The following is a 6,706-nucleotide window of genomic DNA, read 5'->3' as shown; positions in this document are numbered from 1 at the left end:
CGCCCCTCTCCCCGTCCCTATACGGGGAGAGGATGCCGGCAGGCAGGTGAGGGGCCGCGCCGGCGCCCGGCTGGAGTGCCATATCAAATCACTCCCCCGCAGCCGGCTGCGACATCGGCGCGTTGAGCACGCCGGGCAACGGCGAGTTGTCGCCGTCCTTCGCCGCCTTCAGCGCCAGGTGCACCAGCACGCCGAGATAGGCGATCAGCAACAGCACATAGAGAACGAGGTATATGGCGAGCGTCAGCGCGACATGGCTGCCGGCCACCGGGCCAACCGCGTCGGCGGTTTTCAGCACGCCGGTCACCAGCCAGGGCTGGCGGCCGATTTCGGTGGTGTACCAGCCGGCCAGCGTCGCCAGCCAGCCCGACAGCCCCATCGGCACCATCAGCATCGCCAGCGGCTTCGGCAGGCTGTGCCGGCGCTTGAGGAAGAAGGCCGCCGACCATGAGACGAGCAGCATCAATATGCCCGTGCCGACCATGATGCGGAAACCCCAGAACACCGGAAAGACCGGCGGATGATTGCCGGGATAGTCGTTCAGTCCCGGCACCACGCCGCTGGCCGAGTGCCGCAGCACCAGACTGGCTCCATCGGGAATGGCGATCTCGAATTTGTTTTCCTTCGCCGCCTCGTCGGGCAGCGCGAAGAGCACCAGCGGCACGTTGGGGCCGGTGTTCCAGTTGGCCTCCATGGCGGCGATCTTCTGCGGCTGATGCTCCAGCGTGTTCAGCCCATGCTGGTCGCCGGCGAAGATCTGGATCGGGATCAGGATCGCCGCGGTGAAGACGCCGGTGCGCAGCGCCTTCCACATCGATTCCGAGCGGTCGCCGGTGAGATAGCGCAGCGCCGACAGGCCAGCGATCAGGAACGACACCGTCAGCCCCGACGCCAGCAGCATATGGGTCAGCCTGTAGGGCATCGACGGGTTGAAGATGATTGCCCACCAGTCGACCGCATGCGCCACGCCGTCGCGCATCTCGAATCCGGCCGGCGTCTGCATCCAGGAATTGAGCGCGATGATCCAGAACGCCGAGACGGTGGTGCCGCCGGCGACCAGCACCGTCGCCAGCGTGTGGATGCGGTTGGAGACGCGGCGGAAGCCGAACAGCATGATGCCGAGGAAGGCCGCTTCGAGGAAGAAGGCGGTGAGGATTTCGTAGGCCAGCAGCGGCCCGGCGATGTTGCCGACCTTTTCCATGTAGCCCGGCCAGTTGGTGCCGAACTGGAAGCTCATGGTGACGCCCGAAACCACGCCCATGGCAAAGGACAGCGCGAACACCTTCACCCAGGTGAAATAGGCGCGCATCCAGGCGGAATCGTTGGTCGCGTTGTAACGCAGCTTGAAGAACAGCAGCACCCAACCCAGGGCAATGGTGATCGTCGGAAATAGAATATGGAATGAAATATTCGCGCCGAACTGGATACGCGAAAGTATGAGCGGGTCCATGATGGGCTCCGGCTGCTGCAAATACTCGCGAAGGATAGGCCCGAAGCGAGTTCAGGTCAAAGCGGCGTCCTGCCGCGAGGCTGAACGCCACAGGACAATTTTTCCGGTTGCATGCCGTGCAACTCCGGGCCTGTGCGCCGCACCTGCAACGGCCGGCCGGCACGATTGTCGAGAACTGTCAGCAGGGCATTGACTTGCGGTTGCAAGCACCGACATTCGGCCTATATCAGGGGACCTCTTTCAAGCAGCCGTTTTCATCCATGCCTTCCATCCTGTCCATTTCCGGGGTCTCCAAGACCTACGCCACCGGTTTCACCGCGCTCAAGGAAGTCAATCTCGACATTCAGCGCGGCGAGATCTTCGCCCTGCTTGGACCCAATGGCGCCGGCAAGACGACGCTGATCTCGATCGTCTGCGGCATCGTCAACCGTTCGTCGGGCACCGTCACCGTCGACGGCCATGACATCAACAAGGATTATCGCGCCGCGCGCGGTCTGATCGGGCTGGTGCCGCAGGAACTGACCATCGACGCCTTCGAGAGCGTCTGGGCGACGGTCAATTACAGCCGTGGCCTGTTCGGCAAGCCGGCCAACCCCGGCTTTGTCGAGAAGGTGCTGCGCGACCTGTCGCTGTGGGACAAGAAGGACGCCAAGGCGATCACCCTGTCGGGCGGCATGAAGCGCCGGCTGATGATCGCCAAGGCGCTGTCGCATGAGCCGCGCATCCTGTTCCTCGACGAGCCGACCGCCGGCGTCGACGTCGAGCTGCGCCAGGACATGTGGGCGATGGTGCGCCGGCTGCGCGAGGACGGCGTCACGATCATCCTCACCACGCACTATATCGAGGAAGCCGAGGCGATGGCCGACCGCGTCGGCGTCATCAACCGCGGCGAGATCATCCTGGTCGAGAACAAGGCCGAACTGATGCGCAAGCTCGGCCGCAAGCGGCTGGTGCTGGAACTGCGCAATCCGCTGACGGCCATTCCCGAGGCGCTCTCGCGCTATGCGCTGGAATTGTCGCCCGATGGCGGGCAGCTGACCTACACCTATGACAATCAGGCCGAGCGGCCCGGCGTCGCCTCGTTGATGCGCGATCTCGAGGCCGGCGGCATCCAGTTCCGCGATATCGACACGCAAAACTCTTCGCTCGAGGAGATCTTCGTCAATCTGGTGAGGAGGGAGCCATGAACCTTCGCGCCGTATGGGCGATCTACCGCATGGAAATGGCGCGTGCTTTCCGCACCGTGCTGCAGAGCATCGTCTCGCCGGTCATCTCGACATCGCTGTATTTCGTCGTCTTCGGCTCGGCCATCGGCTCGCGCATCACCGAGATCGACGGCATCAGCTACGGCGCCTTCATCGTGCCAGGTCTGATCATGCTGTCGCTGTTGACGCAGTCGATCTCCAACGCCTCCTTTGCCATCTATTTCCCGAAATTCGTCGGCTCGATCTACGAGCTTCTGTCGGCACCGGTCTCCTATCTGGAGATCGTCATCGCCTATGTCGGCGGTGCCGCGACCAAGTCGATCCTTCTCGGTCTGATCATCCTGGCCACCGCCTCGCTGTTCGTGCCGCTGACCATCCTGCATCCGTTCTGGATGCTCGCCTTCCTGGTGCTGACGGCGGTGACCTTCAGCCTGTTCGGCTTCATCATCGGCATCTGGGCGAAGAGTTTCGAGCAGCTGCAGCTGGTGCCGCTGTTGATCATCACGCCGCTGACCTTCCTCGGCGGCAGCTTCTATTCGATCAACATGCTGCCCGAGATCTGGCGCACAGTGACGCTGTTCAATCCGGTCGTCTATCTGATCAGCGGCTTCCGCTGGAGCTTCTACGGCAAGTCCGATGTCTCGGTCGGTATCAGCCTCGGCATGACGATCGTCTTTCTGCTGATCTGCATAGCGATCGTCGCCTGGATCTTCAGGACCGGCTACCGGCTCAGGAACTGAGCGGCGAAAGCGCCCTGAGCGCCGCTAGGTCTGTTGAGATTCAGGTCAGGCCGAGTCGAAAATGATGGATTCCGAGAACCGGAGCGGAGCGTACTTTTTGTACGTGAGCTCAGTTCTACTGCGTGGCAGTAGAACTAGGGAAGCGCAGGAAGCCGCCATTTGCAGGCGGCCTCACCTGAATATCGCCAGACCTAGATCGCCTTGACCAGCCGCAGCAACCCCAGCATCTCGACATACGTCCCCTTTCGGAAGGCGATGTAGACCGGCTCCTCGACGCCGTGGAAGCGGCGCTTGAACGCCGCTTGGCCCTGCAGGTTGAACCTGCGCCGATTGACCCAGGGAGAAGAATAGGCGCGCTGGAAGGCATTGCGCCAGAAATCGCTTTCGGCAAATCCGCTCGGGCCCACATCGACGAGCGGCGACAGGCCGAGTGTGACCACCGAGATGCCCTCTTCGCGAAAACGGTCGACGGCGAATTTGGTCAGGCCGATCTCGGCATGCGGTGAGGCGTCGAGATGCTTGCGCTTGAAGGCGGTGGTGTAGCCGATGACCTTGCCGTCGGCAAACAACGGGTCGAAGTCGAGCAAAGCGACCAGTTCGCCATCGGGACCGTGCAGGACGAAACGGCGCATGTCGGTGCCGAGATGGTCGGCGAAATGGCGGTTGAGAAAACCCATCTCCCAGCGCTTGACGATGCGGTCGCCGCGCCAGTTTTCCGAAAGCCGGGCGATCTCGTCGAGGTAGATCGTGCGCTTGTCCTCTTCGAACGAAAAGCCCTTCCTCAGCAACCAGCGTTCGGAGTAGCGCACGGTCTCGTTGCGCTTCCCGGAAAAATCATGCTCGGGCAGGGAGAGGCGGGTGTCCATGCCGAGGCGATTGACCTTGTAGCCAAGGCCGGCCAGCACGCGTGCGGTGTCCTCGCCGACCTGCACGAACCATGGGCTGCCGGCGGTCTCGACGAAGCGCTTGATGTAATCGGCCCGACGCACCGGAGCCGCCACCGGGTCGCCGAGCGCGAAATGGTGCTTCATCTTGGTACCGAAGGCGATGTAGCCGTCGGCATCGCCGAAATAGGAAAGCTTGCCTTGCACGGCGGTGGAATAGGCGAGCGAGAAGTCGCCATAGCGGCGCACCAGTGCCAGGCGTTCGATATGGGTCAGCGCCTGCCGCTCGACCTCGGGCGCGGCGGCCTCAAGGATCTTGTCGAAATAGAACCGCAAGGAGGGCATGGTCGAGATTCCGCGTGCCGCATACAGCGCCGGCCGTCCAGGACGCGCCAAGGTGCTGTAACACTTTGATTCTGCGCATAACTCGAAAATCGGACTCGATTTCGGGCATGCGCGTGGGGGATAACCGAGACCCGCCAGCCACCCAAGGCCTCGAATCAATCACATTGCCGCGAACTGATTACCGTTGATATCGCGCATATGCCATATAGAGCGCAATCGCGGCCCGGCGTGTGGCGCTAAATCGCATCGCTCGAAATTCGGCCGCGGTTTGCTGCAGGGGATCCTGCGCGCGATCAAACGGTTACAGCGTCCTGCGAGCCTTGCGGCGGGACGTCCAATGGGATTCGAGTGAATGACTGATACGACAATCAGATCGGTTGCGGATCTGCCGGCCACGGTCGAGCCGGCAATCGTTGTCGGCGCCGGTGCTGCCGGGCTGGCCGCCGCGCATGCCTTGATGAACGCCGGCGTGCCTACGGCGATCCTGGAAAAGGAAAGCCGGCTGGCCGAGCCCTGGCACCGGCGCCACCAGCAATTGCATCTCAACACCCATCGCGATCTTTCTTCGCTGCCTGGTCTCGCCTTTCCCCCTGGCACGCCCGCCTTTCCGCAAAGAATGGTCGTCATCCGCCACATGAACGATTTCCAGAAGGAGAACCGGCTGCCGGTGCAGTTTGGCGTCGCGGTCGAAGAGATCACCTTCAAGGGCGACCACTGGGCATTGCGCACCAGCGCCGGACCGCGCTTCGCCCGCAATGTCGTCATCGCCACCGGCCGCGACAGGCAGCCGTTCACCCCCGAATGGAAAGGCATGAAGGGTTTCGTCGGGCGCATCATCCATTCGGCGGATTTCGGTGACGCGCAAGCCTATGCGGGCCAAAAAGTGCTGGTCGTCGGCGCCGGCAATTCGGGCTTCGATGCGCTCAATCATCTGGCCGGCATAGACACGGCCGCCATCTGGCTGTCGGCCCGCAACGGTCCCGCCCTGCTGCCCAAGCGCATCTGCAAGATCGCCGTGCACCGGCTTTCGCCGATCATGGCGCGCTTGCCGTTGCGGCTCGCCGATGCGGTGATGGCGGCAACGCAGCGGCTGGTTTTCGGCGACTTGACCAAATTCGGCCTGCCGCCCGCGCCTGCGGGCGGCGCCAGCCGCCTGAGCTCGGATTACACCGCGATCGCGGCCGACGACGGCGCCGTCGGCGCCATCAAGGCCGGCAAGATCACCGTCGTGCCGGGCATACGGGAATTCACCCGCGATGGCGTGATCCTGGCCAATGGCAGCCTGATCTATCCCGACATCGTCATTGCCGCGACAGGCTACCGCACGGGGCTGGAGCCCATGGTCGGCAAGCTCGGCGTGCTCGACGCCAAGGGCGTTCCGCTCTTCAACGGTGGCGAAGCCGATCCAAAATTGCCCGGTCTGTGGTTCACCGGCATGCGGCCAAGCATTCGCGGCTGCTTCGCCAATGCCGGCATCCTGGCCAAGGCGATCGCCAAACGAATTGCAAGGTCGGCCTCGCACCAATCCAGCGCATCACGCTGATTTCGGTTCCAGCCGCCGGAAACCGACGGCTTCCATCAGCATGTCCTCTTCCACCATGCCGGCATTGTGCAAGGCGAGCAGGTTAAGCGCGATTTCCCGCGCGTCGGCTGAATCGGGATGTGCCTCGCGCCGCCGGCAGGCCTCGTCGAACACGCGCTGCAGCTTGGCGATATCGGCTGGCTTGAGCAAGCCACGGTCATAGACGGACTTCGACATGGCGATCTCCTGATAAAGACCTAGGGCGCCACGTTTAAATTGCCAATCTTTCCCGAGGCTTGACCGCTTCACCCCGTCACCTCGTCATCCTGGGGCGGAGCAAGGAGCGAAGCGACGCGGCGCAGACCCCTGGAGCTGCTCCGCAGCCCAAGGGATACATGCCGCGGCTTCAAGGCGCAGCCGCGGTGCAAATCCTGCTCCGCTGCTGCCCATGCGAGTGGGCAATCAGACCGCGATCTTGCCGCGGCCCTGTCTGGTGATAGCGACCACCGACGGCCGCACCGGCATGTCGGGCTTGAAGTCGGGCCAGCGCGTCGACAGGT

At 63.1% G+C, this 6,706-nt stretch carries 6 protein-coding genes; 3 read left to right on the top strand and 3 right to left on the bottom strand.

The features are described 5' to 3' along the window. Nucleotides 1-88: 88 nt before the first annotated feature. Complete coding sequence (locus tag EOB49_RS32060; protein ID WP_127383330.1) at nt 89-1,450, bottom strand: cytochrome ubiquinol oxidase subunit I; 1,362 nt, start codon at nt 1,448-1,450, stop codon at nt 89-91. A 260-nt stretch (nt 1,451-1,710) separates the two neighbouring features. Between EOB49_RS32060 and EOB49_RS32055 the strand changes: the two genes are divergently transcribed. Together EOB49_RS32055 and EOB49_RS32050 are read left to right on the top strand one after the other, a co-directional pair. Continuing rightward, nucleotides 1,711-2,637, top strand: a complete 927-nt coding sequence (locus EOB49_RS32055) for an ABC transporter ATP-binding protein (protein ID WP_127268578.1) — start codon at nt 1,711-1,713, stop codon at nt 2,635-2,637. Continuing rightward, nucleotides 2,634-3,395 carry an ABC transporter permease gene (locus EOB49_RS32050; protein ID WP_127268577.1) on the top strand — a complete coding sequence of 254 codons (762 nt, stop codon included), beginning with the start codon at nt 2,634-2,636 and terminating at the stop codon, nt 3,393-3,395. Before EOB49_RS32055 ends, EOB49_RS32050 begins: the two co-directional genes overlap by 4 nt. Nucleotides 3,396-3,586: 191 nt before the next feature. Here the strand turns inward: EOB49_RS32050 and EOB49_RS32045 are convergent, their stop codons facing one another. After that, nucleotides 3,587-4,624, bottom strand: coding sequence for a phosphatidylglycerol lysyltransferase domain-containing protein (locus EOB49_RS32045; protein ID WP_127383329.1), 1,038 nt, complete (start codon nt 4,622-4,624; stop codon nt 3,587-3,589). Between the two features lie 352 nt (nt 4,625-4,976). On the opposite strand from EOB49_RS32045, the gene EOB49_RS32040 reads away from it, so the two are divergent. Further along, entirely contained in the window at nt 4,977-6,167 is a 1,191-nt protein-coding gene (locus tag EOB49_RS32040) for an NAD(P)/FAD-dependent oxidoreductase (RefSeq protein ID WP_127383328.1), read from the top strand. On the opposite strand, the gene EOB49_RS32035 is transcribed toward EOB49_RS32040, so the two are convergent. Next, nucleotides 6,159-6,383 carry a hypothetical protein gene (locus tag EOB49_RS32035; protein WP_013528677.1) on the bottom strand — a complete coding sequence of 75 codons (225 nt, stop codon included), beginning with the start codon at nt 6,381-6,383 and terminating at the stop codon, nt 6,159-6,161. The genes EOB49_RS32040 and EOB49_RS32035 overlap by 9 nt on opposite strands. Between the last annotated feature and the right edge of the window lie 323 nt (nt 6,384-6,706).

The sequence above is a fragment of the Mesorhizobium sp. M7A.F.Ca.MR.148.00.0.0 genome, from assembly GCF_003997735.1.
In the GTDB taxonomy this organism is placed as follows: Bacteria; Pseudomonadota; Alphaproteobacteria; order Rhizobiales; family Rhizobiaceae; genus Mesorhizobium.
Note: the sequence above shows the minus strand (reverse complement) of the source record. Positions and strands in the feature narration are given on the sequence as shown.

What these genes read in the sequence shown, in the direction of transcription:
- EOB49_RS32060 (WP_127383330.1), bottom strand. Translation starts at nt 1,450, where the DNA reads ATGGACCCGCTCATACTTTCGCGTATCCAGTTCGGCGCGAATATTTCA.
- EOB49_RS32035 (WP_013528677.1), bottom strand. Translation starts at nt 6,383, where the DNA reads ATGTCGAAGTCCGTCTATGACCGTGGCTTGCTCAAGCCAGCCGATATC.
- EOB49_RS32055 (WP_127268578.1), top strand. Translation starts at nt 1,711, where the DNA reads ATGCCTTCCATCCTGTCCATTTCCGGGGTCTCCAAGACCTACGCCACC.
- EOB49_RS32040 (WP_127383328.1), top strand. Translation starts at nt 4,977, where the DNA reads ATGACTGATACGACAATCAGATCGGTTGCGGATCTGCCGGCCACGGTC.
- EOB49_RS32045 (WP_127383329.1), bottom strand. Translation starts at nt 4,624, where the DNA reads ATGCCCTCCTTGCGGTTCTATTTCGACAAGATCCTTGAGGCCGCCGCG.
- EOB49_RS32050 (WP_127268577.1), top strand. Translation starts at nt 2,634, where the DNA reads ATGAACCTTCGCGCCGTATGGGCGATCTACCGCATGGAAATGGCGCGT.